The 25305-nt window shown below is 68.3% G+C and carries 24 protein-coding genes; 13 read left to right on the top strand and 11 right to left on the bottom strand.

The genetic code is table 11. From position 1 onward, the window contains the following. Window positions 1-9: 9 nt before the first annotated feature. The 4 genes from FDA38_RS27840 to FDA38_RS27825 form a co-directional block, all read right to left on the bottom strand. Window positions 10-861, bottom strand: a complete 852-nt coding sequence (locus FDA38_RS27840; protein ID WP_137257094.1) for an alkaline phosphatase family protein — start codon at window positions 859-861, stop codon at window positions 10-12. Between the two features lie 178 nt (window positions 862-1039). Then, a complete protein-coding gene (locus FDA38_RS27835; protein WP_137257093.1) occupies window positions 1040-1681 on the bottom strand; it encodes a hypothetical protein in 642 nt (213 codons plus the stop codon). Window positions 1682-1728: 47 nt separating this feature from the next. Then, window positions 1729-4272 (bottom strand): ABC transporter permease, encoded by a 2544-nt coding sequence (locus tag FDA38_RS27830; protein WP_137257092.1) that lies wholly within the window; start codon window positions 4270-4272, stop codon window positions 1729-1731. Between the two features lie 2 nt (window positions 4273-4274). Further along, complete coding sequence (locus FDA38_RS27825; RefSeq protein WP_137257091.1) at window positions 4275-5024, bottom strand: ABC transporter ATP-binding protein; 750 nt, start codon at window positions 5022-5024, stop codon at window positions 4275-4277. Window positions 5025-5229: 205 nt separating this feature from the next. Here FDA38_RS27825 and FDA38_RS27820 point away from each other — a divergent pair, with 205 nt between their 5' ends. Both FDA38_RS27820 and FDA38_RS27815 read left to right on the top strand, forming a co-directional pair. Continuing rightward, entirely contained in the window at window positions 5230-6507 is a 1278-nt protein-coding gene (locus FDA38_RS27820; protein ID WP_137257090.1) for a sensor histidine kinase, read from the top strand. Window position 6508: 1 nt separating this feature from the next. After that, on the top strand, window positions 6509-8500 hold the full coding sequence (locus tag FDA38_RS27815) for a sensor histidine kinase (RefSeq protein ID WP_137257089.1): 1992 nt from the start codon (window positions 6509-6511) through the stop codon (window positions 8498-8500). Here the strand turns inward: FDA38_RS27815 and FDA38_RS27810 are convergent. Continuing rightward, window positions 8484-8855 (bottom strand): response regulator, encoded by a 372-nt coding sequence (locus tag FDA38_RS27810; RefSeq protein WP_137257088.1) that lies wholly within the window; start codon window positions 8853-8855, stop codon window positions 8484-8486. The two genes, FDA38_RS27815 and FDA38_RS27810, sit on opposite strands and share 17 nt — an antisense overlap. Before the next feature lie 87 nt (window positions 8856-8942). Continuing rightward, window positions 8943-9608: a response regulator transcription factor gene (locus FDA38_RS27805; RefSeq protein ID WP_137257087.1), complete on the bottom strand. Its 666-nt coding sequence runs from the start codon at window positions 9606-9608 to the stop codon at window positions 8943-8945. Window positions 9609-9699: 91 nt separating this feature from the next. Between FDA38_RS27805 and FDA38_RS27800 the strand changes: the two genes are divergently transcribed. The 4 genes from FDA38_RS27800 (at window position 9700) to FDA38_RS27785 (ending at window position 13744) form a co-directional block, all read left to right on the top strand. Further along, the gene (locus FDA38_RS27800) at window positions 9700-11034 is read left to right on the top strand and encodes a TolB family protein (protein ID WP_137257086.1); all 1335 of its coding nucleotides are present in this window, start codon (window positions 9700-9702) and stop codon (window positions 11032-11034) included. A 32-nt stretch (window positions 11035-11066) separates the two neighbouring features. Continuing rightward, window positions 11067-11996, top strand: coding sequence for a tetratricopeptide repeat protein (locus tag FDA38_RS27795; RefSeq protein ID WP_137257085.1), 930 nt, complete (start codon window positions 11067-11069; stop codon window positions 11994-11996). 38 nt (window positions 11997-12034) lie between these two features. Continuing rightward, complete coding sequence (locus FDA38_RS27790) at window positions 12035-12847, top strand: pentapeptide repeat-containing protein (protein WP_137257084.1); 813 nt, start codon at window positions 12035-12037, stop codon at window positions 12845-12847. Window positions 12848-12967: 120 nt separating this feature from the next. Beyond that, window positions 12968-13744: a phytanoyl-CoA dioxygenase family protein gene (locus tag FDA38_RS27785; RefSeq protein WP_137257839.1), complete on the top strand. Its 777-nt coding sequence runs from the start codon at window positions 12968-12970 to the stop codon at window positions 13742-13744. On the opposite strand, the gene FDA38_RS27780 is transcribed toward FDA38_RS27785, so the two are convergent. Beyond that, window positions 13723-14529, bottom strand: coding sequence for an alpha/beta fold hydrolase (locus FDA38_RS27780; protein ID WP_137257083.1), 807 nt, complete (start codon window positions 14527-14529; stop codon window positions 13723-13725). The genes FDA38_RS27785 and FDA38_RS27780 overlap by 22 nt on opposite strands. 84 nt (window positions 14530-14613) lie before the next feature. Between FDA38_RS27780 and FDA38_RS27775 the strand changes: the two genes are divergently transcribed. From FDA38_RS27775 to FDA38_RS27765, 3 genes are all read left to right on the top strand, one after another. After that, window positions 14614-15108 carry a SigE family RNA polymerase sigma factor gene (locus FDA38_RS27775; RefSeq protein WP_137257082.1) on the top strand — a complete coding sequence of 165 codons (495 nt, stop codon included), beginning with the start codon at window positions 14614-14616 and terminating at the stop codon, window positions 15106-15108. Continuing rightward, complete coding sequence (locus tag FDA38_RS27770) at window positions 15105-15980, top strand: hypothetical protein (RefSeq protein WP_137257081.1); 876 nt, start codon at window positions 15105-15107, stop codon at window positions 15978-15980. The genes FDA38_RS27775 and FDA38_RS27770 overlap by 4 nt, the downstream gene beginning before the upstream one ends. 128 nt (window positions 15981-16108) lie before the next feature. After that, window positions 16109-16609 (top strand): DUF1269 domain-containing protein, encoded by a 501-nt coding sequence (locus FDA38_RS27765; protein ID WP_137257080.1) that lies wholly within the window; start codon window positions 16109-16111, stop codon window positions 16607-16609. Between the two features lie 80 nt (window positions 16610-16689). Here the strand turns inward: FDA38_RS27765 and FDA38_RS27760 are convergent, their stop codons facing one another. Both FDA38_RS27760 and FDA38_RS27755 read right to left on the bottom strand, forming a co-directional pair. Next, a complete protein-coding gene (locus tag FDA38_RS27760) occupies window positions 16690-18183 on the bottom strand; it encodes a DUF2252 domain-containing protein (RefSeq protein WP_137257079.1) in 1494 nt (497 codons plus the stop codon). A gap of 107 nt (window positions 18184-18290) precedes the next feature. Beyond that, complete coding sequence (locus FDA38_RS27755) at window positions 18291-19109, bottom strand: bestrophin-like domain (protein ID WP_137257078.1); 819 nt, start codon at window positions 19107-19109, stop codon at window positions 18291-18293. A gap of 222 nt (window positions 19110-19331) precedes the next feature. On the opposite strand from FDA38_RS27755, the gene FDA38_RS27750 reads away from it, so the two are divergent. Continuing rightward, window positions 19332-19811: a DUF7144 family membrane protein gene (locus tag FDA38_RS27750; RefSeq protein ID WP_137257077.1), complete on the top strand. Its 480-nt coding sequence runs from the start codon at window positions 19332-19334 to the stop codon at window positions 19809-19811. Window positions 19812-19817: 6 nt separating this feature from the next. Here FDA38_RS27750 and FDA38_RS27745 read toward each other — a convergent pair whose 3' ends face one another. Beyond that, complete coding sequence (locus FDA38_RS27745; protein WP_170989895.1) at window positions 19818-21107, bottom strand: cation:proton antiporter; 1290 nt, start codon at window positions 21105-21107, stop codon at window positions 19818-19820. A gap of 113 nt (window positions 21108-21220) precedes the next feature. Between FDA38_RS27745 and FDA38_RS27740 the strand changes: the two genes are divergently transcribed. From FDA38_RS27740 to FDA38_RS27730, 3 genes are read left to right on the top strand one after another with little or no spacing between them, the layout of a single operon-like run. Further along, window positions 21221-22516, top strand: coding sequence for a diacylglycerol/lipid kinase family protein (locus FDA38_RS27740; protein ID WP_137257075.1), 1296 nt, complete (start codon window positions 21221-21223; stop codon window positions 22514-22516). Continuing rightward, window positions 22513-23079: a phosphatase PAP2 family protein gene (locus FDA38_RS27735; protein WP_137257074.1), complete on the top strand. Its 567-nt coding sequence runs from the start codon at window positions 22513-22515 to the stop codon at window positions 23077-23079. The genes FDA38_RS27740 and FDA38_RS27735 overlap by 4 nt, the downstream gene beginning before the upstream one ends. Continuing rightward, window positions 23076-23555, top strand: coding sequence for a DUF6069 family protein (locus FDA38_RS27730; RefSeq protein WP_137257073.1), 480 nt, complete (start codon window positions 23076-23078; stop codon window positions 23553-23555). The genes FDA38_RS27735 and FDA38_RS27730 overlap by 4 nt, the downstream gene beginning before the upstream one ends. On the opposite strand, the gene FDA38_RS27725 is transcribed toward FDA38_RS27730, so the two are convergent. Next, complete coding sequence (locus FDA38_RS27725; protein ID WP_202877859.1) at window positions 23549-25264, bottom strand: SulP family inorganic anion transporter; 1716 nt, start codon at window positions 25262-25264, stop codon at window positions 23549-23551. The two genes, FDA38_RS27730 and FDA38_RS27725, sit on opposite strands and share 7 nt — an antisense overlap. Window positions 25265-25305 lie beyond the last annotated feature (41 nt).

The raw sequence follows: 25305 nt of genomic DNA, 5'->3' as shown, positions 1-25305 counted from the left end.
AGGGACGACTTAGTTCCACACGTTGGTGATCGCTGCGGCCGAGTTCAGGTGCGTCAGCCCGTAGGCACTCTCGATGGTGCTCAGGACGTTGTAGTGGTTGATCTGGTTGGAGAAGGTGCCGACCTGCGTGTGTGCGCCGACGAACGCGGTGAAGATGTGGTTCGACGAGCCGCCGTTGTCCTCGTCGAAGGTGATGACGAGCAGGCTGTTGTGGGTCTTCGCCCACGTCGCGTACGCCGTCAGGTTGTTCTTCAGCCAGGTGTCACCCGTGCCGACCGAGCAGTCGTGCATGTCGCTGCACATGTTCGGCGTCACGAACGAGACGGTCGGCAGGCTCGCGTAGTTGGCCGAGCTCGGGAAGTCGGCGTACCGCAGGTTGTTCGCCGACGGCACGTTGCTGAAGTTGACCCAGCTGTTGTGCTTGCGCTGGTACTGGCCGCTCGAGCAGCCGGTGTAGCCGACCGACGGCATGCTCTCGGAGTAGCCCTTGAAGGTCTTGCCGGCGTCGATCAGCTGCTTGCCCAGGTTGCTGCCGCTGTACGTGTGCGGGCAGCTGTCGCTGGTCAGGCCTTGCGTCGACCCGGAGAAGATCGCCGCGTAGTTGGGTTGGCTGGGGTGGGTGACGCCGTACGCCTGGGTGAACTTCGCACCCTGGCCCGCCAGGCTGTTGAACGTCGGGGCGCTGGAGCTCCCGCTGATCTGCGAGTACGCGTGGTTCTCGAACATCACCAGCACGATGTGGTCGAACACCGGCACACCCGCCGCCGCTTGCGCGGGCGACGAGTGGCCGTTCACGACCACCACCGAGGCGACGACGGCCGCCGCCGCCACAACCGCAGCCGCGATGCGTTTCCGTATCACGATTCCTCCTCACAGGATTGGCCGACCCTGACGCCACCGCCAGAGCCTGACCAATCGTGAGATCCGCCAACCGCGCCGACCCCAACACTGCGAGCACCCCACATGTGCGCAAGGTAAACAACCGGCCGTCACTCTCAGAAACCCTCTGACCGCGCAACGACACGACCGGACGGGTTCGTCAGGTCGCCTCGACCTGTGCGGGGGTCCGGATCAGCCATACGCCGAGCCAGACCATGGCCAGGCCGAGGGCGATGCCCCAGGGCGGTAGGAGGGCCTGGAAGCCGAGGAGGCCGCCGATGATGATGGCTGCGCTCATCATGCGGGGGAAGACCCCGGCGCGGAGGCTCGCGATGCCGAACAGGGCCCAGCCGATGGCGAACAACAGGTAGCTGGAGATGGCGCCGATGACGATCATGCCGCCTGGATCGAGTTCGAGGACCTGGGGGGCGTGATCGACGATGTAGGTGACGTAGAACGACTCGAACCACAGATCGCCGCCGAGCCACATGGTGCCGACCACGGCCGCGATCATGCCGATCAGGCCGAGGCGGCCGGCCTTGTGCGCCTGCCGTGCGTACGCCGCGACCGCGACGAGCACGAGCAGGCAGAAAGCGACGAAGTACACGACGCCGCTGATCCGGTAGACGAGGTTGGTCGACGTTCCGACGTGATCGTCGACATCGACGATGGGCAGGATCGCCAGTTCGACGACGATCATCAGGAGGCCGGCAGCCACTGCGAGCGGGCCGGCCAGCCGGGCGAGGGCCGAGTGTGAGTAGTTCGGTTCGGTGGTCGTGGTGGGTCGTGCCAATCCGGTCATGCTGGGCAACCTTTCAACGAGTGGGGACCGGTGGGACGGGCGGTTGGTCAGTCGGCGATCACCGCCTTCAGTACGTCGACCTTCGCGGCGGACCGGGCCGGGCCGATGGCGGCGAGTACGCCGGCGACGGCAGCGAGGACGACGTACAACGTGACCTGCAGGCCGGGCACCGAGATCGACTTGATGCCCTCGTCCGCGAGCGCCTGCGAGAGCCCGAGGCCCAGGCCGATGCCGAGGGCGGCTCCGGCCAGTGCGCCGATCAGCGAGATGACCACAGACTCCCAGCGGACCATCGCCCGTACCTGAGCCCGCGTCATGCCGATGGCGCGGAGCAGGCCGAGCTCGCGGGTGCGCTCGTACACCGACAGCACCAGCGTGTTGACGATGCCCAGCAGCGCGATGACGACCGCCAGCAACAGCATCACGGTGACGAAGGTGAGCAGTTGGTCGATGAACCCGCTCGCCTCCTTCTCGAACCCCTTCCGGTCCAGCACCTTGGCGTCGGGGTGCCCGGCCAGCGCGTCCGTGATGGCACGCTGCACGGTTCCCTTGTCGGCTCCGTCCGCGAGCGTGACCAGCCCGGAAGCGGTCAGTTGCCGGCCGGCCGCCGCGGTCTGTGCGGCGATGCTGATGACGTAGTCGTCGCTGATCCAGCCCTTGCTGTCGTAGATGCCGACGACGTGGAAGTTCCGTTTGCCCGTCTGCGCGAACTCGCTGGGAATGACGCTGCCGAGCTTCCATCCGTGGGTCGTGGCGGCGGTCTTGGCGACCACGACGCCGTCCGTGCCGAGCGCGGAGACCGATCCGGACGACAACCGCAGGTTCAGGCCTGCTGCCGCGGTCGCCGGGTCGATGGCCGAGTAGCTGGAGTCCGTGCCGTTGAACCGGGCCTGGCCGAAGCCGCTGGCCGAGACCGCGTTGACCCCGGAGACGCCCTGGACGACCTTGATCACCTCGGGGCTGAAGCCCGGGCCCTGCTTGCTCGAGGGCGTCACGAACAGCTCGGCGTTCGTCGAGTCTCCGACGATGTCGGTGAACGAGGCCTTCAGCGACGACGCGAACACGCCCATGCTGACGACCAGCGTCAGGCCGACCATCAGCGCGGCCGCGGTCGACGACGTACGGCGTGGGTTGCGCATCGCGTTCTGCCTGGCCAGCTCGCCCGGCAGGCCCCGCAGCCGCAGCGGTACGCCGATCAGCGAGGCGAGCGGGCGGGCCGCGGCCGGCAGCAGCATCAGGACACCGGTGATGATGGCCAGCAGGCTGGGGCCGAACAGTTTCATGCTGAGATCGCCGTACAGGGTCGTGAACAGACCGGCCAGGCCGAGTCCGGTGACGACGATGCCGGCGATGACACGCTTGCCCGACGGGTTGCCGGACCCCGGAACGGCCTCGCGCAGTGCCTCGACCGGCAGGACCTTCGTGGCCCGGTACGCCGGTACGAGCGCGGCGACGACGGTCACCAGCGTGCCCACCAGCAGGGAGACCACGATGGTGCGCGGCTGGACCTGCATCGACGTACTCGGCAGCGAGAAGCCGACCGCGTCCATGAGCAGATTGAGGCCCTTGGCAACCAACAGGCCGAGAGCGATTCCGACCGCAGAGGCCAGCAGGCCCAGCAGGAACGCCTCGACGATCAGGCTCTGGTTCACCTGGCGCCGGGTGGCGCCGATCGCCCGCAGCAATGCGATCTCGCGGGACCGCTGGGTGATCGTCATCGTGAACGTGTTCCAGATGATGAAGGCGCCGACGAACAACGCGATCCCGGCGAAGACCAGGAACAGGATTCCGACGAACCTGAGATCCTTGTTCACCGCATCCGCGGACTCCTTCACCACGGTCGCGCCGGTGACGGCTTCGGCGCCGTTCGGCAGGACGGCGTTGATCCGTTGTACGAGCTCGGTGGGCTGTACGCCGTTGTCCGCGCTCACGTTGATCGCGTCGAAGAACCCGGGTACGCCGAGGACCCGCTGCGCGGTGGCGGAGTCGAAGTACGCGCCGGTGGTCCCGCCGAGGTTCTTCTCCTTGCCGAAACCGACGGTCCCGACCACGGTGAAGTCCTGCGCCGGGCCCTGGAACAGCACCTTGATGGTGGATCCGACCGCGATGTGGTGCTCCTCGGCGCTGGTGGCGTCGATCGCGACCTGACGTGGTCCGGTCGGCGCGTTGCCGCTCAGGAGCTTGACGTCACCGCGCAGCGCGGGGTCGGCCGCCATGCTGTAGCCCATCGTCGGAGCACCGCCGCTGGTCAGTACGGCCCGGCCGGCGTTGTCGGTCAGCAGCGCGTAGCCGCTGACGGCACCTTCAGCGGCACGTACGCCGTCAACCGTGCGTACGCCGTTGACGACGGCGGCCGGAATCGGGGCCCTGCTGGTGCTGATGCCTTCCGACTGGCTGTAGGCGGCCTCGGTCCGCACGACTGCCGACGTACCGGCGGAGACCTTGCCGAAGAGCTGGTCGAACGCCACGTGCATCGTGTCGGTCAGCACGAGCGTGCCGGCCAGGAACGCGACGCCCAACGCGATCGACGCGATCGTCAGGACGAGCCGGACCTTGTGTGCGAGCATCCCTCGCAGAGTTGCGGTGAACATGGTCACGCTCCCAGGTGCTTCATGAAGTCCAGTACGGCGTCAGCGGTCGGCTCGAACATCTCGTCGACGACGTGGCCGTCGGCCAGGAACAGCACCCGGTCGGCGTAGCTGGCCGCGGTCGGGTCGTGGGTGACCATGACGACCGTCTGGCCGAGTTCCTGGACTGCTGTGCGCAGGAAGGTGAGTAACTCGGTGCCGGCGGCTGAATCCAAGGCGCCGGTGGGCTCGTCGGCGAAGACGATCTGCGGACGCGAGGCCAGGGCGCGAGCCGCGGCCACCCGTTGCTGTTGTCCACCGGACAGTTCGGTCGGGCGATGCGACAGCCGGTCGGCCAGCCCGAGCTTGTCGACGATCGACTGCACCCAGGCGTCGTCGGGCTTGCGGCCGGCGATGCGGATCGGCAGCACGATGTTCTCCGCTGCGGTCATCGTCGGCAGCAGGTTGAACGACTGGAAGATGAACCCGATCTGATCGCGACGCAGCAGCGTGAGCGCCTTGTCGTTGAGCGAGCTGATCCGGGTGTCGCCGAGGAACACCTCACCCGACGTCGGCCGGTCGAGGCCCGCGAGCATGTGCAGCAGCGTCGACTTGCCTGACCCGGACGGGCCCATGATCGCGGTGAACTGACCGGCCTGCAGGGCAACGTGAACGTCTTTGAGCGCGGTGACGGTCGCGTCCCCGGATCCGTAGAACTTACTGACGCCTTCCGCGCGGGCGGCGGATGTGGTCGGAGCGATTGTGGTGGCAGACATAGGTGAGACCCCCTGTGCTGGAGTGGCCTCCCCGGAACGAGCGGCCGTGCTACCAGCAAAGGCGTTTCAGCTGCTCGCTCCCACCGCGCTGGGCGCACGTCGGCCGGGGGCTGACCGCAGCGGTGCAGCGGGCGATCGTGCGGGTAACCCACCCCGCAGGGTTCGGGTACTCCCATCCCGGCAGCCGGAGGGGCAGACTGCAGAGGTGAGGGTGAGGGGGCGATGGCTGACGGGCCGTGAACGCTTCGTCGGCCTGCTGGTGCTCGGCGGGCTCGTGGTGTTCGTGGTGCTGGTGTACGTCGTCATCGTGCTCGGCGGCGGAGTTCTGATCGGCCGCACGTCCTCGCCCCACATTGGGCTCTCGGTGCTCGCCACGGCCGTGGTGGCGCTGGCGTTCGGGCGCGTGCAGTCACGCCTCGAGAGCGTGATGTCGCGGCTGGTGCACGGGGGACGGCAGTCGCCGTACGAGGTGCTGAAGCGGTTCTCGCCGGCTGTGACCGGTAGCCGGGACGACCTGCCGGTGCGGATGGCCGAGATCCTCGCCGATGGCACGGGTGCGCAGTCGGCGCAGGTGTGGCTGATGGTCGACGGGACATTGAGGCTCGCTGCGACGTGGCCGCCTGACAGTTCGGTCGGCGTGGGTGGCCGACGTGAGCTCGCGGTACGGCAGGCGGGTGAGCTGCTCGGCGTCCTCGCCGTACAGGAGCACGAGAACGTGCCGCTCACCCCGGTCGAGGAGCGGCTGTTCGCCGGTCTCGCGAACCAGGCCGGGCTGGTGCTGCGAGGCACTCGGCTGCGGGCCGAACTCGTGCACCGGATCGCGGAGTTGTCCACCTTGGCGGCCGAACTGCGAAGGTCCCGGCAACGAGTTGTCGATGCACAGGACGCCGAACGCCGCCGGCTGGAGCGGGACATCCACGACGGCGCGCAACAGCATCTGGTCGCCCTCGCGGTGAACCTGAGCCTCGCGCGTACCCTGGCCGGCCGGGCCCCCGAACGGGCGGACCGGCTCGTCCAGGCGCAATGTCGAGCAGCGACCGTCACGATCGAGACGATCGCGAATCTGTCCCGCGGCATCTACCCGAACCTGCTCGTCGACGAAGGTTTGGAGGCAGCGCTCCGTACGGCGATCGCCGACAGCCCACTCCCGGTGGAGTTCGTCGTGGCCGAGCTCGGCCGCTACCCGGCCGGCGTCGAGGCGGCGGCGTACTTCTGTGCGCTGGAGGCCTTGCAGAACGCCGCGAAACACTCGGCAGCGAAGGCGATTCAGCTCTGCCTGACCGGCGGCCCTCGCCTGCTCGAGGTGACCGTCCAGGACGACGGTTCCGGGTTCGATCCCGAGGCAACAGGTGCGGGCGCGGGCCTGGTCAACATGCGTGATCGGGTCGAGTCGGCCGGCGGAACCCTGACGATCGCGACCACACCGTCGCGCGGCACGCTGGTCGCCGCGAGCCTGCCAGGCCCGCTCCGGCCCGGGGACTGACATGTACGCGCGGGCGGCATGGGTACTGGTGACGATCACCGCGCTGTTGGCCGGGGCAGATATCTGGGTGACCTCCCGCTACCGGCCGTTGCTGTCCGAGGAAGCGGTAGCCGTGCACGGCGTCCCGTTCGTCAGCATCGCGGTCATCGGCTGCGCGACGATGGGAGCCCTGATCGTGGCTCGTTGGGCCCGGCATCCGATCGGCTGGCTGCTGTGCCTGATCGGCTTCTCGTCCTCGATCTCCTTGCTGGCCGAGGCCTACAGCGTCTGGGTGGTCACAGCGGACGGGCCGGGGTCGCGGAGCCTGGGTGGGGTTGCCGGTTGGGTTGCGTCCCTGCTCGGCGGGCAGCTGTCGCTGGCCGCGTTGGGCGTTGTGTTCCTCGTTGCGCCGGACGGCCATTTCCTGTCCCGCCGTTGGCGCGCGGCAGCGGTCGTCGTCCTGGTCGGATACGGCGCGTACGCCGGGATGCTGCTCACCCTGTCGCCGACGGAGTACGACATCGACGATCACAACCTCGGTCCGGTCGGCAGTCTGTTGTCCGTGGTCGGTCTGCCGTTCATCTCCGGCGGCCTGATCGCCGCCATGGTGTCCACGGTCCTGCGCCTGCGCCGCAGCCAGGGGGAGCAACGGCAGCAAGTGCGGTTGATCGCCGTGTCGGCAGCGCTCATCGCCTTGAGCTTCGTCTACCTGATCGTCGTGCAGACGATCAACGGCGGGCACCAGACCTGGCTCGCGACGCTTCCGCTGTACATCTCCTATCCGTGCCTGCCCCTGCTGCTCGCCGTCGCCGTACTGCGGTATCGCCTGTTCGACCTCGACCTGATCATCAACCGCGCCGTAGTCCTTGCCTTGGGCACCATTTTCGCCGGGATCGGGTACGCCGGCCTGGTGCTGGCCGTCTCGGGCCTGGTGAACCTGCGGACGAGCGGATTCTGGGTGTCCCTACTGGCGACCGCGCTGGTCGCGCTCGCGTTCCAGCCGCTCCGTGGGTGGGTGGTTCGGTTGGCCAATCGGCTCGCCTATGGGGTGCGGGCGCAGCCGTACGAAGCGCTGTCCGACTTCAGTCGTCGCCTGGCCGAGACCCCTTCGCCGACCTCGCTGTTGCCCGCGGTCGCGGAAGCAGCCGGGCGTGCGGTGTCCGCGCGGTCATCGACCGTCGTCCTCCAGGTGCCCGGAGCGGACTGGATCTCCAAGTCCTGGCCTGCTGAATCCGACGAATCCCCGGAGTGGGAGGTGCCAGTCCGGTACGGCGGCGAGACTCTCGGCAGCATCGGCGTCATCATGCCGAAGGGACGTCCGCTCCGACCCACGGACGAACAACTGCTCCGCGATCTGGCGGACCAAACCGCGGTGGCGTTTCGCAATGCTGCGATGGAGTCTGAGCTGGCTGCACACGTGGCCGCTCTGGATGTCACCACCGGTGCGCTCGCCGAGTCACGGAGACGACTGGTTGCCGCGGACGATGCCACCCGACAGCGGTTGGAGTCCGCGATCGCTCGCGACGTACTGTCCCATCTCGCGCCGATGCCGGAGCGCCTCAGCAGCCTCCGTGTAGCCGGATCGAGCGTCGCAGCGTCGGTCGAGCTCGAGCGGCTCGTCACCTCGACGAACACCGCGCTCGAATCCTTGCGTGAGTTGACCCATGGCGTCTTTCCCGGTCAGCTGTCGCGGTCCGGTCTGTCCCGCGCGCTGCGGTCACACCTGGCCCGGACCGGCGCTGTCGCCGTACTGCGGGTCGAGCCGTCGGCGGATCGGCGGTTCCCAGCCGGGGTCGAAGCGGCGGCCTATTTCTGTTGTGTTGAAGCACTCCGGTCGGCATCCACCGGGGCCCGGATCGATCTGGCGGTCGTGGCGGAGGAGCTCGTCGTCCGAGTGCATGGAGTAGCCCGCGGGGAGATCGACGTACAGGCCATCGTCGATCGGATCGAGGCGGTCGGCGGAACGCCGTACCTGGATGATCCGTTGCTGGTGTCGGTCAGCATCCCGGTCTAGCCGCGGTCCAGGTGGCGACGAGTTGCTCGGGGCCGAAGCCGGCCTTGGCGAGGTACGTGGCTGCCCCGCAGCCGGACAGCTCGAACTCGTCCGGGGGAGAGGTCGAGAGCAGTACGACGACCGGCGCGTCCGCGTCGACGGTGATCCGCCGGCAGGCCTCGATCCCGTCGATGCCCGGCAGGCGTACGTCCATCAGCACCAGGTCCGGGCGGAGCCGGCCGATGGCTTGCAGCGACTCCTCACCCGATGCGCTCGCCGCGACAACGACGAAGCCGTCGGTCTCCGACACGACGGCTGCGATGGCCCGGCGAAAGGGCTCTTGGTCGTCGACGACCAGGACACGTACAGCGACCACAGACCTGCCTCCTTGTGGTCAGGGTGCGGTATCGAGGTGCCGACGCGGCATGGGGCTGACCGCTCGGCTGTGGTGCGGTTGCCCGTACTATCTGGTGGCTTCGAGGAACGCCAGGACGGCCATCACCCGGCGGTTCACGTCGGCCTCGTCTGCCAGGCCGAGCTTCTGAAAGACCGCGCTGACATGTTTCTCGACGGCGCGCTCGCTCATGAACAGGGCCTTCGAGGTGGCCGCATTACTGCGGCCGGCCGCCATCTCCTGGAGCACCTCTCGTTCTCGCCCGGTGAGCCGGAGGAGTGGCGACTGCTCGTCCTTGATCTTCCGCGCGAGCAGTCCCTCGACGACCGTGGGGTCGAGCACCGAGCCGCCCCGCGCCACGTCGTACAAGGCCCGGACCAGGTCGTCGAGCTGGGACACTCGCTCCTTCAACAGGTATCCGAGCCCCGCGACACCGTCCGACAGCAGGTCAAAGGCGTAGTCCTCCTCGACGTACTGCGACAGCACGACGACTCCGGTGGACGGATGCTCGGCCCGGATCCGTTTCGCCGCGTCGATCCCTTCGGTGGTGAACGTCGGAGGCATCCGGATGTCGGTGAGGACGGCATCGGGCCGGTGCTCGGCAACCGCCCTGATCAGAGCGGCGGGATCGCCAACTGTCTCGACCAGATCGATCTCAGCGGCCTCGGCGAGAAGGGCCGATATCCCTTCCCGCACCAAGAAGTTGTCATCCGCGAACACCAGCCGCAACACCATCCGGCCACTCTAACGTCGGGACCGACTGTCGCCGGGTCTGCAACTTACTGCGCTCCGGCGGCATCTAGCAGGTGTCCAAAGGGGGGACATCGTGACACTTCTTCACACCATCAAAGACCGTCGACCGATTCGTACTGCTCTTGCAGTGCTTGCAGTAGCCGCAGTACCGGTGGGCGCGGTCGCTGTGCCGGCGGCGGCCGACGGTGATCGGCATCAGGGCACGATCGGCCTCGTGTCGGTCGGAGCTGGTGGAGGTGGTGGCAACGCCGGCTTGTTCCCTGGGACCGAGAAGGGCGTGGGAGTGTCGGCTGACGGGCGGTACGTCGTCTTCTCGTCGTACGCGACCGATCTCGTCGCCAACGACACCAACGGTCAACGGGATGTCTTCGTCCGCGACACCAAGACCGGCCGTACGACGCTTGCATCGGTCGGGGTCGGCGGGATCCAGGGAAACCAGGAGAGCAGCCAAGGTTCGATCTCGGCTGACGGGCGGTTCGTCGCCTTCAACTCCGACGCTTCGAACCTGCTGCCCGGTGACACCAACAACAGCCCGGATGTCTTCGTTCGCGATCTGCGGACCGGACGTACGACGCTGGTCTCCGTCGGCCGCAGCGGCCAGGCGGACCAAGGCGCGCACCAGCCGGAGATCTCGGCCGATGGTCTGCATGTGGTGTTCACGTCGGCATCGACGAACCTGGTCGCCGGCGATACGAACCAGACCGCAGATGTCTTCGTACGGGACCTCGACCGCGCTCGGACCGAACGCGTTTCGCTGACCGCCGGCGGGCTGCAGTCGACCCATTCGTCGAGTGATCCCGCGATCTCGGCGAACGGCCGCTCCGTCGCCTTCGCTTCCAATACCGAGGTCGCCGTACGGGACCGCGATACGAACAGGACCCGCGTGGTTTCGCGCGGTGTCACGGTCGATCCGCGGTCGGATTCTCTCGAGTCCGGGAAGCCGTCGATCTCGAACGACGGACGGTTCGTGGTCTTCACAGTCATCGGATGGCTGCCGGGAATGGATCCGGTTCCGAACGTCTGGCTTCGCGACCTCCGCACCGATCGACTCGAGCTGGTTTCCGTCGACCACCTGGGCCAGCCGGCACTGGCGATCGGCGCCGGCTTCCGGACCGATATCTCTGCAGACGGGCGGTATGTGACCTACGGGTCGACAGCTCGCCTGACTCGCACCGACGAAGGGGAGATCAGCGACGTGTTCCGGCTCGACCGGAGGACCAGGTCGCTCCTCTGGATCACCTCCGGCCAGGATCAGACGCAGGTGAACGGCCGCAACGGCAGCCACGGCCCGGCGATCTCCGACGACGGACAGCACGTGGCGTTCGACTCTGACGCGACGACGCTGGCGCCCGGTGGTGGCACCTCCGGATACGACACGTATCTCTGGAGCTCCGCACACATCAGGTGAAGAATGCTTCGAGGTAGTCGGGGGGTGTGGTGATGACGACGGTTGAGATCGGGCACGCCGACCTCGGGCCGAAGGCTGCGTTCAATCTCGGGGTCCTGTGTGAGGATCGGGACGATTTCGTCGGGGCGGAGCGGGCCTATCAGCTCGCGATCGACTCCGGGCACGCGGACCACGCCCCGATGGCGGCGGTCAACCTCGGGGTACTCCGTGAGGGCCGGGGCGATTTCGCCGGCGCCGAGCAGGCGCTGCAGGTGGCGATCGACTCCGGCCACGCGGACCTGGCCCCGATGGCCGCCGTCAACCTCGGCGTACTGCGTGACGATCCCGACGGCGCGGAGCGCGCCTACCAGGTGGCGATCGACTCCGGCCACGTCGACCAGGCCCCGAGAGCCGCGGTCAACCTCGGCGTACTCCGCGTGCGCCGGGGCGACTGCGTTGGCGCGGAGCGCGCCTATCGGCTGGCGATCGAGTCCGGACACGCTGACATGGCGCCGATGGCAGCGATCAACCTCGCGGTGCTCTGCGAGGGAAGGGGTGATCTCGCCGGCGCGGAGCTGGCGTACCAGGTGGCGATCGACTCCGACCACGCCGACCTGGCTCCGAAGGCGGCGGTCAATCTCGGCGTACTCCGTGAGGGCCGGGGCGATTTCGACGGCGCGGAGCTGGCGTACCAGGTGGTGATCGACTCCGGGCACGCTGACCAGGCTCCACAGGCGGCGGTGAATCTCGGGGTGCTGCGTCACGGTCGGGCGGACTTTGCCGGCGCGGAGTCGGCCTTCCTGTTGGTGATCGAGTCGGGGCACGCTGACATGGCGCCGAAGGCTGCCTTCAATCTCGGGGTGCTTCGTCAGGACCAGGGCGATCTCGACGGTGCGGAGTCGGCGTACCAGCTCGCCATCGACTCCGGGCATCCCTTGGCCGCCGCCTGTGCACGAGAGGCGATGACGCAGCGGCGCGGCTGATGCGATTTACGGCAGCACGCTCTAGCCTCGACAGGGATATGCCCGACCGGCCCGTACGACGCCCTGACCTGCGTGCCGACTGCACGCAGTGTGTCGGCCTGTGCTGTGTGGCGCTCGCGATGACAGCGTCCGCCGACTTCGCCATCGACAAGCCGGCCGGCCAACCGTGCCCGAACCTGAAACACGACTTCCGCTGCGGTATCCACGCGCGGCTGCGCGACGGCGGCTTCCCGGGCTGCACCGTGTACGACTGCTTCGGCGCCGGTCAGAAGGTCACGCAGATCACCTTCGGCGGCCGTGACTGGCGGCAGGCGGCGGACTCCGGCGCGCAGATGTTCGAAGTGTTCTCAGTAGTGCGGCTGCTGCACGAGCTGCTCTGGTACCTGATCGAGGCCCTCGAGCTGGCGCCTTCGCTTCACGGTCCGCTCAGGCGTGCGACCGACGACACCGAACAGCTGGCTCTCGGCAGCCCGGAGTCGCTGACGGCGCTCGACGTCCTCGCCCACCGCTCACGGATCAACGACCTGCTGCTCCGGACCAGCGAGCTCGTCCGGGCCGGCGTCTCGGCCACCCCGCTGAACCGACGCGGCGCGGATCTCATGGGTGCGGACCTGGCCGGCGCCGACCTGCGGGGCGCGGACCTGCGCAGCTCCTACCTGATCGGCGCTGACCTGCGACGCGCCGACCTCACCTCCGCCGATCTCATCGGCGCCGACCTGCGGGACACCGACGTACGCGGCGCACACCTCGCGCGGAGCATCTTCCTGACCCAGATGCAGGTCAACGCGACCCGCGGCGACGCCGGCACGACGCTCCCGGACCGGCTGATCCGCCCACCGCACTGGTCCTAGCCGCCCGTCCCGGCCGCTGACCGCATCCGGGCATCGGATGTTTATCGGTATACGAGTGGGCCAGAATTGGATGGCGTCCGCAACCATCCGCGGTGACAACCTGACGAAGAGGGCTGAGTGATGCTTGATCCCGTCGTAGACAAAGGGCAGCTGACCGAGACCGACCGCTTCATCTTCGAGTCGTGGGGTTACTTCCTGATCCCCAACGTCTTGACCAAGGACGAGGCCGCAGAGGCGTACGACGTGTCGCAGCGTCTGCACGAGAGCCGCGACCGCGAGTTCGGGCAGATCGGCCGGACGTACGAGAGCGAGCCGGTGCTCGAGCGGCTGATCGATCATCCTGACGTCCTTCCGAAGGTGCAGGGGCTGCTCGGCGACCGATTCGTCCTGCAGGCAGGCTGGAACACCATGCAACCGGCGCACGCGGGGAACGGCGGTTGGCACCAGGACGGCTCGTCCGCGTTCGACTTCAAGGACCTGGGCTACCCGGTTCCGTTGATCCAGCTGCGCGTGTCGTACCTGCTCACCGATCAGACCGTGCCCGGCATGGGCAACATGGAACTGATCCCCGGCAGCCACCGCTCGCGGGTCCCGCTGCCCGATTCCATCCGGAAGAACAAGGGCGACATCGCGATCGGCCACGTCATCTGCGCCGAGGCGGGCTCCGCCCTGGTGTTCCACAACGGCGTCTGGCACCGGACCTTCCGCCACGACGGCGACTACGACCGATTCACCACCCACTACGTCTACAGCCCGCCGTGGGTCCGCCCGGCCGACCGCCTCAGCAACGACCCCGAGTTCCTCGACCGCACCACGCCGCTGCGGCGCGCCCTGATGGGTGAGTTCGCTCGGCCCGACGCGCCGTTCGGCGCCAACTACGACCCCCTGCCGATCTGACTCAAGAAGTCGACGATGGCTTCGGCCGTGGGTTCGGGTTCTTGTTCGGCGGGGTAGTGGCCGGACTGCTCCAGGACGAGGCCCGTGACCTGTGTCGACAGCGTGCGGAGGCCGTCCGCGACGGCGGTACCCATCGCGTAGCGGCCTCCGAGCGCCAGCACGGGTGTGTGGATCGGCTTCGCCTGGAGTCGTCGTACGTCGGTGATGTCGTCGGGGCGGGCTCGGTAGTAGCCGAGCCCGGCCTCCAGGGCGTCGGCCGTCGTGTAGGCGTCGATGTAGGAGCGGAGCGTGTCCGGGTCCAGTCCGGCCGGGCCGGCGCTCTGGCGGAGGAAGGTTCCGTAGTACGCATCCTCTCGTCCCGGGACGAGCTGCTCGGCGAGGCCGGGGGTGCGGTTGAACGGTCCGTGCCAGGTCGGGTAATAGTCGGCGCCAGGTGCCGGGATGTCGACGTCGATCCCGGGGAGGATCTCCTCCTCGATCACGAGCGCGTTCACCGCCTGGGGCATGGCAGCGGCCAGGAGAAGGGCGACCGTGCCGCCCCAGTCGTGGCCGACCAGGGAGAAGCGGGTCAGCCCGCGGTTGCTGAGCTCGTCGATGAGGTGGTCGGCGAGGTCGCTCTTCCGGAAGCCGGTCGCGCTCCCCACCGGCGTACCGAGCCCCGGCAGCGCGACCGGAACCGGCGCGAAACCACTCCCACTCAGGAGCGGCAGCAGACTGTCCCAGTGCCTCTCTGTGACCGGCCACCCGTGAAGCAGCACGACCGGCCAACCGTTCGAAGCCGTCATCCTCACCACATCCTTGTCGAGGCGATGCAACCAACTTTGCACCCATAGGCGTGTCTAACCCGGTACCGAGGACGGGGAGGACAGATGAGTGACAGGGACGCCGCATTCGAGGCGTACTTCGCTGCACGGTCGGACGCCATGCGTGGCACGGCGTACCTGCTGTGCGGCGACTGGCATCGAGCGGAGGACCTGGTCCAGCAGACGTTCACGAAGATCTATCTGGTGTGGCGCCGGATCCAGCGGCACGAGGCGATGGACAGCTACACCAGGCAGACGCTCGTACGCACGTTCCTGTCCGAGCGACGCCGGGGGTGGTTCCGGCACGAGTCGGTCGGGTCCGCGGAGACCGATCGGGCGTCGCCGTCCTCCGGCCTTGCCGACGAACGGCTCGTGTTGCTGGAGGCGCTCGCGAAGGTGCCGCCGAGGCAACGCGCCGTCCTCGTCCTGCGGTACTGGGAGGACCAGTCCGTCGAGCAGACGGCGGCATTGCTCGATTGCTCGGCAGGAAATGTGAAGAGCCAGGCCGCGCGCGGGCTGGCGACGCTGCGCGGTCTGCTGGAAGAGGAGAAGGTTCGATGAACGAAGACGATCTCAGCGAGGCGCTGCACGACGTGATGGTGCGGAGCAGCCCGCCGCCGTCGATGGATCCTGCGCATGCTCTCGATCAGGCCCGCCGGGCGCGCAAGCGACGTACGGCGGTACTGGCCGCGGCCGCCGTCGCCACGTTGGTTGTTGGCATCGGGGCCGGTCCCGCACTGGTCGCGCACCACACGGGTGGCCGGTCGACGGGCCAGATGGTGGCCGGCGTCCCCAGTACGTCGCCGTCAGTGCCGACGCCGCGCGCGACCTCCACCCTGCTGCCGAAGGCGCCGACGACGCGGAAGTCCGGTGACCCGTGGCCGGAGGGCCAGGTGGACCGGACGGCGAGCGCGGGTCCGCGCGCCGATCGGGCGGTGACGTTGATGCAGGACCTCAGCTCGTCCGTGCCGGCGGGCTTCAGCACGCCGGATGTGAAGTACCCGGACGGACGCGCGATGAGATGGCCGCAGGCGCAGTACGCGTCGAACGACGGGGAGCAGGACTACTGGGAGTACCAGGCCATCATCCCGGTCCAGAAGGACAACCGGCTCGGCCAGTTGCTGGTGCAGGCGACCACACCCACCGGGAAACCGGCGACGACTCCGTGCAAGCTGGCGGGGGAGTTCTGGGGTGGGTCCGGTACCTGCACTGTGATGGACATCGGCGGCAAGAAGGTCGGTGTGGTGACCGCCAAGGGCCACCACAGCTACGACCAGTGGGCTGCTTACCGCTACGACGACGGCACCGTCGTGGTCCTCGCCCAGTCCAGGAAGACCGACCGCGAGGGCCGATCGCCACTGACGCAACCGGTCTTCACCACCCGCCAACTGGCCGAGCTGGCGATGTCGCCGAAGTTCAAGATCAGCACCTGATCAGGGGGCAGCGACGCCCTGAAGGCCGACTAGTCCGCCCGGGGTGACGCCGCACCTCGGCGCCGGAGGCATCGTGAGGAGCCTAGGACTCGGGTGCGGCCGCGGTCGCGTGATCAAAGGAGAGACCCGTGGGATCTGACATGAAGGCTCCCGTCGCCCTGTACATCGCCGCGTACACCGATGCGGCGGCGGCGCGCGTCGATTGGGACACGATCAAGCAAGCCGCTTCGGACGATCTGATCAAGGTCGACGGGCTGGTCCTCATCAGCCGCGGCGCCGACGGCAAGATCATGGTCGACGACGACTTCCACACGGCCCGGAAGGGCGCTGCCTGGGGTGCAGTCGGCGGTGCGGTCATCGGCCTGATCTTCCCACCGAGCCTGCTGGCCGGTGCGGCGGTCGGTGCGGGAGCGGGTCTCGGCATCGGTGGTCTGAAGTCCCACCGGGAGAAGGCGGCGATCAAGGCCGACGTCGAGGACTCCTTGCCGGCGAACAGCTCGGGCATCGTGGCGCTGTTCGAGGAAACCTGGGTCACCGACGTCGACAAGGCGCTGTCGCACGCGGAGAAGGTGACCAAGCACGAGGTCGACGCGGACAGTGCGACCGAGGTCAAGAACGCGGCCAAGTAGTCCGGGCTGACCCGGGAAGCCCCAGCTCGACCGGACGTGCTCCGGGATCCGCACGCCGGCCGAGCTGTCGACCCGGGTGGTCAGACGTCCGGGATGGCCTCGATCCGGTTCGAGGCGATGGCCTTGGCGAAATCGGCGAAGTCCTGGTCGTTCTGGGCCGCATAGCGTTCGGAGAAGTCAGTGATCGACTTGTCGAAGCCGTCGTCGTCGCCGAGGTACGCCGAGATCGACACCGGGTCGCCGGTTCGTGCGTGTGCACGGGCCAGCGTCCACCCGCACGTGCGGCCGTACCAGGCCAGCGCCGCAGGTGGCATCAGCTCCACCAGCGCCGAGCCCTTCATGTCGCGCAGTTGGCGCCAGTAGAAGTAGCGGTCGGCCTGAACCCCTTTGGACCAGCCCAGGAAGATGTCGCTGTTGGCCTGCATCATTCGCTGGCCCTGGACCACCCGCTCGCCCGATTGCTTGAACGCGCTCTTGCGCAAGGTTCCTTCGAGCACCGACCTGGTGGCTTCCTTCACCTGGAGGAACAGTGGATCGCCGGCGTCACGGCCCTGCAGGAGGACGATGAACGCGCGCGTTCCGACACTGCCGACACCGACGACCTTCCGGGCCCAGTCGACGACCTCGAAGCGCTGCAGCAGCTGGCGGAGGTCGAGCCGGAGGGTGGAACGGTAGTCCCGGAACAGACCGAAGACGGTTTGCTCGAGTTCTCCCGGCTCAACGCCGTACGTCGTGTGCAGGTCGCGCACGGGGACGATCACCGGCGGGACACTGACGATCCGGTAGCGGCCGTCGACCTCTTCGCCGAGCTTGGACAGGGCCTGGTCGCTGGTCCGGGAGTGCGTCTTCAGTGCGTTCTTCTCGAACCGCTTCTGGGCCTGTTTCGCCTGCTTCGGCGTCAGCCCGCTGATGCCGTCCTCCTCGCGATTGCCCTTGCGCTTGCCCTTCTTGGAACCCTTGCCGTTGCCGTCGGCCCCGGACAGGAACGCGGCCATCGACTGCTTGATCTGGTCCTCGGCAAGGTGGGCGTACCACACGTCGAGAGTCTTGAGGCCGGCGAACTCGGCCATCGACTCCCGGTAGGAGGTGACACAGGCCTTCGTGATCGCACGAGCGTCCGACTCCGAGCAGCCGTTGTTCTGGGCCGCGACCATGAGACTCGCGGCCAGCCGCTTGACGTCGTACTCGAACGGGCCCGGAAGGGTCTCGTCGAAGTCGTTGATGTCGAACACCAGATTTCGTTCCGGCGAGGCGAACGCGCCGAAGTTCGACAGGTGGGCGTCCCCGCACAGCTGGACCTGGAGACCGGAGGTGGGCGTGTCGGCCAGGTCGGCGGCCATGATCCTGGCGGCACCGCGATAGAAGGTGAACGGCGAGGCCATCATCCGGCCGTGCCGGACCGGAACCAGGTCCGCGTCCCGCCGGAGATTCTGCTCCTCGATGAGTGCTACCGGGTCCGGCCGGTCCGAGGCGGGCTTCCACCCGGCGTGACTGTCCGGCATCGCGCGGGTGCGAGCCTGCACGCCGCGTGCGCTCCGCTCGTCCAGAGTCAGATGTTCAACTGTCGTCGACATGATCGGCCGCCCTTCTCTTCCCACCCCTGGGTTGCGTGTACTCAGCCGACGATTCACCAGCACCCTGACCGCCGCATCATCCCTGCTGAACGATCACCGGGCCTTCTTCAGCGTCGGCTGCCGTGCTCGTCACACGGAGGGGTGACGTGGAGCCCGACCAGCTTGAGCGAGGCATCGATCTGGTCGATGGTTCGCACCATGGCGGTCGGCTGCAGCCTGCCGACCCCGTCGCCGTGCGGATGGTCGAAGAAGACGAGCAGGAACAGCAAGAGCGTGATGACCATCGTCACGCTGCCCATCAGCAGGCCCTGCGTCACCGCGCCCTCGGCCGGGTCGGCGAAGAACAGCAGGTACCCGAAGATCACCACGGAGATGACCGACAGGACCAGCCACACCGGCGCCGGGATGATCCCCTCCGCCCCGTGCACGCGGTCGATGCGGGCCTGTTCCCGTGCGGCGGTCTGGTCCATCCAGCGGTCGTACGCCGACTGCTCGACCGGCGTCCGCGGGGCGACGGCCGAGATCGTCCGGTACATCTCGACACCCCACGGATTGACGGAGTTCCCGAGCGTGCCGGTGTCCAGCGCATCCCACTCGACCCCGGCCACGGACCGTGCGTAGCAGATCAGCTCGCCGGTGAGCTCGGTCCTGGCCGGCAGGAACTGGGCCGTTTGGACCTGTTGCGCCACGATCGTCGCCTCGGTCTCGGCGCCGGTTCGTGACTGGTCGTACGAGCTGAACGACAGGAAGATGATGAAACCGAGCAGCACGGAGAATCCGGTGGCGAGCACACCGAAGACTCCCGAGGCGCGGTCACCATCGCTGAAGTGGCCGCCCTGCGGCGCCCGCCTGCGCACGAGGAGCATCGCCGTGACGGTGACGGCGGTCGCGAGGACACTGACCAGAGCAGCCCAGACGAGGTTCATCCGCGCCTCCTCGCCTGTGGCCAGGCTCGATCGTCGCTGCCGCCGGCGCACGGAACCTCACCCCCGGCGGATGAACCGACCGATCGGGACGTACGGCGACAGCGAGTAGCCGGGACTCATCCTCCCGGGGTGAGGTGCCTGCCGGGTGGCGAGAGTCAGCATCCAGGTGCGAGCCGTCGCCGACTCCGGCGGTCGGCCGACGCAGCGAGAGGAGATACAGAGATGGCTGCGAAAAAGGTCGGGGCGGCCATGACCGGCGTCGTGGTGTTCGCCGGTGCGGTGCTGATGGTGATCGGACTGGTCAACGTCTTCGAGGGGCTTGTCGCGCTGTTCTCCGACGAGCGTCTGGTGGTCACGCCGAGCAAGCTCGTCCTCGTGGACGTGACCGGCTGGGGATGGATCCTGCTGATCTTCGGACTGCTGTTGATGCCCGTCGGCGCCGGTCTGATCGCGGCGCGGACGTGGGCCAGGATCACGGCGATCCTGCTCGTCAGCCTGCACGCCGTGGTACAGATCCTCTGGCTCGGTGCCTACCCGGTCTGGTCGGTGCTGATGATCGTGCTGGACGTCGTCGTGCTGTACGCCCTGACTGCCCGGTGGTCCGACGTACGCGACCAGCTCGGAGGGATCGACGAAGCACCATGGACCAGAGACGAGGAAGCTCAGCTCACCACCGCCGATCGGCGCAGGCCTCCGCACTGATCCGGATCAGCGCAGGTCGCTATTGAGGTGGTGATGTGGGGAGCGTCGTGACCGAGGTCCGGGACCCGGGCTGTCCTCTGCTTGTTCGAGCCTGACGTAACGACGTCCGAGCGGCCCGGCCGAGATTCCGTGCAGTACGACGCTCAGCAGCACGGTGAGAGCGACGGCGGCGACGGCGCGTTCCACCACCTCGTTCTCGCCGAGTTCTTCGATCGCCAGCAAAGCGAAGACGACGGATGCCAGACCACGAGGCCCGAACCATCCGACGAAGAGGACGGTCTGGCTGTCCAAACCCTTCCCCAGCAGCGCCAGGGCGACCGGAACCATGCGGACCGCGGTCAGGCTCAGTACGGCGTACGCGAGGAGCGGCACGTCGAAGTTGTGGACGAAGAAGGGCACCAGCGCGGCGCCGAACAGGAACCAGACCGCGAACGCCAGGATCTCGCCGACGAGTTCCGGCAACTCGATGACGTTGTCCGCGTCGATGACGTCCTCGTCGAGTCCCGCCCGGAAGGCGATGCCGGCCACGAACGCCGCGATGAAGCCGTTGCCGCTCAAGGCGACGGCCAGGGCGAAGCTGCTGAGCGCGCCGGCGAACGTGCCGAGCCGTCCCGCGCCGGTGCTGACCCAGTCGCGGCGGGAACCGTAGGTCAGGAGCCTGCCGCTTCCGAGCCCGACCACTACGCCGACGCCGAGGCCGATCGCTAGCTCGAGTAGCGCCCCGCTCCCGTCTGTGGAGGCGTCGCCCTCCTGCGCAGTACCGAGTTGTCCCGCGGCAACCGCGAGCGTGAACGTGACGATCGGTGTCACGATGCCGTCGTTGAGTCCGCTCTCCACGTTCAGTGCGCGACGCAGCCGCATGGGTATCCGTTGGTCGTTGACGACCTGGGCGCTGAGCGCCGCGTCGGTCGGAGCCAGCGTGGCGCCGACGAAGCCCGCGAGGGCCCAGGTGAAGTCGTCGAAGAGCCAGGCCGCCAGGAGTGAGCCGATAATCACCGAGAGCGGAAGTCCGATGCCGAGCAGACGCACGGGCAGGTTGATGTCCCGTTTCAGTCCGGAGAGGTTGACTCTGGAGGCGTCCGAGAACAACAGCATCGCAAGGGTCAGCTCGGCCAGCAGATGGACCGATGGGGCCTCGACGTGCACCTTGAGGGGTCCCCAGTCCGGGTTGCCCAGCACGAAGCCGGCAGCGGTGAAAACCAGCGGACCGGTGATGTTGGCCCGGGCCAGGAGGTCCGAGGTCACCGCCCAGGCCAGGACGAGCAGCGCGAGCACTGCGAACGTGGCTTCGGTCACCGCGCCGCCTCCGTCGTGTATCGGACTGCCTGCACCGTGACATCGCGTTCGGGGGAGCACCTCATCCCGGCTGTGGGATGTAGTGGCGGTGGAGGCCGCACAGGATGGGTTCCATGAGGCGGCGGGTTGCGGCGGTTGTGGCGCTGGTGGTGGGGGCGGCGACGCTCGTGCTCGGCGTGGTGAATTCTGTGAATCAGTTCCCGCGTGGGCTCGGTGTGCTGGCCTGTGTGGTGATCGCTGCGGTGGCGGCCTGGTACGGCGCGTTGCGACGGGGGATAGCGCGCCTGGCCGGTTTGTACGTGGCCGGTGTGGCGCTCGCCGGTGTGGTGATCTTCATCGTCGTGGGTGGGAAGTTCGGCGTGGACCTGCTGGTCCTGGTGGGGCTCCTGGTCACTCTGGCCGCGACTCGCGCCGCCTTTACGTCGCATGTGGATCTGCCGCCTGCAACAGCACCGCAGCATGCAGTGCTGTTCTACAACCCGAAATCGGGCGGCGGAAAGGCGGAACGGTTCGCCTTGGCCAAGGAAGCGCGCGACCGCGGTATCGAGCCGATCGAGCTGAAGCTCGGTGACGATCTCGAAACCCTCGTCCGCGGAGCGGTCGCGCGCGGCGCCGACGGGCTCGCGATGGCCGGCGGGGACGGCTCGCAGGCGATCGTTGCCTCGGTCGCCGCTGAACTCTCGCTGCCGTACGCCTGCGTTCCGGCCGGCACCCGCAACCACTTCGCGCTCGATCTCGGAGTCGACCGGGACGACGTGGTCGGCGCGCTGGACGCCTTCGTCGACGGCGGTGAGCGATTGGTCGACCTCGCCGAGGTCAACGGCCGCGTGTTCGTGAACAACGTGTCACTTGGCCTGTACGCCGAAGCGGTCCAACGCAGCGGCTATCGCGATGCCAAGATGCGGACCATCCTCGACACGGTGCCCGATGCGCTGGGCGAGAGTGGCAGCGATCTCGACATGCGCTGGACCGGTCCGGGCGGTCACGATCATCGCGGCGGTGCCGCCGTACTCGTGTCCAACAACCGCTACCGCCTCGGTCGCGCGATCGGATCCGGCACGCGTCCGCGTATCGATGACGGTCTGCTCGGTATCACCGTCCTGGGGGCGCCCGCGGACGGCGATCAACGCCGCCTTCAGCGTCCGTGGCGGGAGTGGACCGCCCCGACGTTCGAGGTGGAGGCCGATCGCCCGCTGCCGGCCGGCGTCGACGGAGAGGCGCTCGTCCTCGACGCGCCGCTGCGGTTCGTGATCCGGCCGGGAGTTCTTCGCGTCCGGATCGCCCACCAGCACCCGGGTTCATCGCCGTCGGCGACCGTTCCCGAGGGGCTGCGCGCCGGGCTCGTCCAGCTGGTGCACATCGTCCTGGGCCGGGACCGGGAACACGTGGCGACGGGGACCGCTGGGTGACCGCCTCGCCGCGTCGTCTGGCTCGTTACGACCGTGCGCTGTACCGGTCGGTGGCGAGGCTGTCCACGCCGGTTCTGGACGAGCCGCTGCGGCGGGTGTCGGACTTCGCCGACTTCTCCAAGCCATGGTTCCTGATTGCCGGTGTACTCACCCTGGTCGGCGGCCCACGGGGTCGGCGGGCTGCGGCCGCAGGGGTCGCGGCGATCGGGGCCGCGTCCCTGGTGGTGAACCAGCCGATGAAGAAGGCGGCACGTGTACGTCGTCGGCCCAACCGCGTACGCCTCGGCGTACCCGTGCAGCGGTGGGTGCGGATGCCCGCCTCGGGGTCGTTTCCGTCCGGGCACTCGGCGTCCGCTGCTGCCTTCGCCGTTGCGGTCGGAGAGGTCCTGCCCGCGCTTCGACCGATCCTGCGGGTCGCAGCGTCGGTCGTCGCGTTCTCTCGGGTCTATACGGGCGTGCACTACCCGAGTGACGTCCTGGTCGGGGCGACCGTCGGAGCGCTGTTCGGGAAATTGGCCGGCCGGCTGGCCCTTCAGGCGGAACACAAGGAGCAGACGTCATGACAGTTCAACCCACGCAGGGCGGTGCGCACGCGGTGGACGCCGGCCGGTTGTGGGCCGGAGGCGCGGCCACGGCCGTCGTTGCCGGCTTGATCGCGGTGGTCGGCATCCTGGTCGCTCGCGGCGTCTTCGACGTACCTGTCCTCGCACCCGAAGGCGAGGGCACCTGGGGAGACGCGGACACACCGCAGTACGCGCTGTGGTGCGCGCTCGCGGCGTTGCTGGCCACCGGGCTCATGCACCTGTTGGTGATCTCCACGCCCCGGCCGCTGCGGTTCTTCGGGTGGATCATCGCTCTGGCGACGCTCGCCGCGGCCTTCGCGCCGTTCGTCACCAACGGCTCGACGTCGTCGAAGGTTGCGACCGCGGTGATCAACCTCGCGGTCGGGATCGCCATCGGCACGTTGGTGAGCGGTGCGGCGCGGTCGGCGATGCGGACCCGCCGTACCGGTCCGGGTTACCCGCAGGTCCGCTATTGATCGGTGCTGTCCGGTCGGTGCCGGAGCGCCCAGGCCTCGGCCGCCCGCAATGCCCGCTCGGTCGATTCCCCGACCAGCTCGGTGGCCTCGAAGATGCCGACCGGATCGGACCCGTCGAACCGGTCGCTACGACGAAGGAGTTCGGCGAGGCTGGAGTCGACGCCGCTGAGGTACAACCGGCCGCCGACGGCCTCCACGGCGACGGCGTAGTCGTCCACGACCTTGACGAACGTCGCGCCGACGGCGGTCCGGCCGCGCAGCCGCAGTACGACGGCCGGTGCCTCGGCGCCGCCCGGGTCGGGCAGCTTGACCCGCAGAGTGCGTGCGCCGGCGTACAGCAGGCTCCCGTAGACGTCGAGGACGGTCGCCTGATGGCTGGGCAGGTTCGAAGGAGCCGGGTGCTCGGTCCACCGGCCGTCGCCGGCGGACCTCAGCAGCACGACCTTCAGGTCCATGGCTTCCTGGTTGAGCTGCAGCAGCAGCGAGAGTGACACGCCGATACCTACCGCGGCCGAGACCGGCAGGAACAGGGTCGCGCAGAACGTCGTGATCACCGCGATCTGAGAGGTCGGGCCGGTACGCAGAATCGTTGCCACCTCGCGCGGTTTCAGCGACTTCACCGCCGCGTAGATGAGGATGGCGGCCAGCGTGGGCATGGCGACGAGTCCGATCACGCCCGAGCAGGCGACGAGGATCACCACCATCCACAGCCCGGAAAGGATCGCCGCCCACCTGGTGCGGCCGCCGACGGTCCGGTTCAGGGCAGTCTGACCGACCGACCCGCCCACCGGTTGACCGCGGAAGAAGCCGGCCGCGAGGTTGCCGATGCCTTGGGCAACGAAGTCGCGGTTCGCCTTCGAGGCGGTCCCGTCCAGGTTCGGGGCGGCGTCGGCGACACCGCTGCCCTGCACCAGGACGATCGCCGCGACGGCCAAGGCCCCGGTGACCAAGGGAAACGACAGCTGGCCGAAGTCCGGCAACTGCGGCAGCGGAATGCCGCGGGGGATCTGGCCAGTGTCCTTGACGAGCGCCACGTCGCCGGCGCCGGCGACGGCCAGGCCAACCGTTGGGATGACCAACGCAACCAAGGCGCTTACCGCCGAGAGCCGGGTACGGGACAGGCCGATGAGGATTCCGAGCGCGCCGAGCCCCGCGAGCAGGGAGGGGATGTCGATCCGGGTGGGATGGATGGCGACGTCCACCGCCTTGGCGAGGGCGATCTGCCCGGAGGCCTCCGCGCCGGTCAGTCCGGGCAGCTGGCTGAGGACGATGTTCACCGAGATCCCGGTGAGGAAGCCGGTCATGACCGAGTGCGAGACGAAGCGGGTGTAGCGCCCGAGTCGTGCGATCCCGGCCAGGATCATCACCAGGCCGGCGATGATCGTCAACAGCAGCAGGGCTTGCGGCCGGTCCGCCGCATCGACGCCCTCCAGGGCCGATCCGGCGGCGAGGGCCCCGGCCGTGGTCGTCGTGACCACCATCAGCTGACTGCTCGTCGCCAGCCCGCCGGCGACCGGACCGGCGAAGCTCGCGTACAGCCCGTGGATCGGGTTCACCCCGATCAAAGCCGCCGACGCCATCCCGTTGGGGACACTGCTGATCGCGCCCGGTAGACCCGCGATCACGTCGGCCCGCAGACTCCGTCGCTCCGGCCGGACCGACCGCAGCCACCGCAGTACCGGACGAGCGCTCACGCGATGACCACTCACGCCGTCTCCCTCCGCGTCCGGGGTCTCCTCACCCGGGATCG

The organism is Kribbella jiaozuonensis, assembly GCF_005233875.1.
GTDB classification, from domain to species: domain Bacteria; phylum Actinomycetota; class Actinomycetes; order Propionibacteriales; family Kribbellaceae; genus Kribbella; species Kribbella jiaozuonensis.
The sequence above is the reverse complement of the archived record's forward strand: the minus strand, read 5'-3'. Positions and strand labels throughout refer to the sequence as shown.

Coding starts and splice junctions, on each gene's coding strand:
- FDA38_RS27835 (WP_137257093.1), bottom strand. CDS start 1,681: ATGACCGGATTGGCACGACCCACCACGACCACCGAACCGAACTACTCA.
- FDA38_RS27830 (WP_137257092.1), bottom strand. CDS start 4,272: ATGTTCACCGCAACTCTGCGAGGGATGCTCGCACACAAGGTCCGGCTC.
- FDA38_RS27825 (WP_137257091.1), bottom strand. CDS start 5,024: ATGTCTGCCACCACAATCGCTCCGACCACATCCGCCGCCCGCGCGGAA.
- FDA38_RS27815 (WP_137257089.1), top strand. CDS start 6,509: ATGTACGCGCGGGCGGCATGGGTACTGGTGACGATCACCGCGCTGTTG.
- FDA38_RS27805 (WP_137257087.1), bottom strand. CDS start 9,608: ATGGTGTTGCGGCTGGTGTTCGCGGATGACAACTTCTTGGTGCGGGAA.
- FDA38_RS27795 (WP_137257085.1), top strand. CDS start 11,067: ATGACGACGGTTGAGATCGGGCACGCCGACCTCGGGCCGAAGGCTGCG.
- FDA38_RS27790 (WP_137257084.1), top strand. CDS start 12,035: ATGCCCGACCGGCCCGTACGACGCCCTGACCTGCGTGCCGACTGCACG.
- FDA38_RS27785 (WP_137257839.1), top strand. CDS start 12,968: ATGCTTGATCCCGTCGTAGACAAAGGGCAGCTGACCGAGACCGACCGC.
- FDA38_RS27780 (WP_137257083.1), bottom strand. CDS start 14,529: ATGACGGCTTCGAACGGTTGGCCGGTCGTGCTGCTTCACGGGTGGCCG.
- FDA38_RS27775 (WP_137257082.1), top strand. CDS start 14,614: ATGAGTGACAGGGACGCCGCATTCGAGGCGTACTTCGCTGCACGGTCG.
- FDA38_RS27770 (WP_137257081.1), top strand. CDS start 15,105: ATGAACGAAGACGATCTCAGCGAGGCGCTGCACGACGTGATGGTGCGG.
- FDA38_RS27760 (WP_137257079.1), bottom strand. CDS start 18,183: ATGTCGACGACAGTTGAACATCTGACTCTGGACGAGCGGAGCGCACGC.
- FDA38_RS27755 (WP_137257078.1), bottom strand. CDS start 19,109: ATGAACCTCGTCTGGGCTGCTCTGGTCAGTGTCCTCGCGACCGCCGTC.
- FDA38_RS27750 (WP_137257077.1), top strand. CDS start 19,332: ATGGCTGCGAAAAAGGTCGGGGCGGCCATGACCGGCGTCGTGGTGTTC.
- FDA38_RS27740 (WP_137257075.1), top strand. CDS start 21,221: ATGAGGCGGCGGGTTGCGGCGGTTGTGGCGCTGGTGGTGGGGGCGGCG.
- FDA38_RS27730 (WP_137257073.1), top strand. CDS start 23,076: ATGACAGTTCAACCCACGCAGGGCGGTGCGCACGCGGTGGACGCCGGC.